Below are 229 nucleotides of genomic sequence, written 5' to 3'. Positions count from 1 at the left end.
CATACGGTCCATCACGCGTTCGCCCAGCAACTTGGTCATCTCTTCCATATTACTGTTGGTCAGCATCCCGGTTGGGCGTTTGGAAGAAGAGCGGCGATCGACGATCTGGTTGATGATCACTTTTTCGTATTTCGATTCGGTCTGCACGCCGATCTCATCGATCACCAGCAGATCAACGTTGCTCAGATCGTTAAGCAGTTGTTCTTCGCTGGTACCGCTATTCCTGAAG

Annotated in this window: 1 pseudogene; it reads right to left on the bottom strand. The window is 50.7% G+C overall.

The features are described 5' to 3' along the window. Nucleotides 1-229, bottom strand: a pseudogene (locus tag SB725_RS34285) (hypothetical protein); the annotation flags it as partial.

The sequence above is a fragment of the Pseudomonas sp. SIMBA_041 genome (assembly GCF_046535095.1).
In the GTDB taxonomy this organism is placed as follows: Bacteria; Pseudomonadota; Gammaproteobacteria; order Pseudomonadales; family Pseudomonadaceae; genus Aquipseudomonas; species Aquipseudomonas mucoides.
This window is presented reverse-complemented; position numbering and strand designations above follow the sequence as displayed.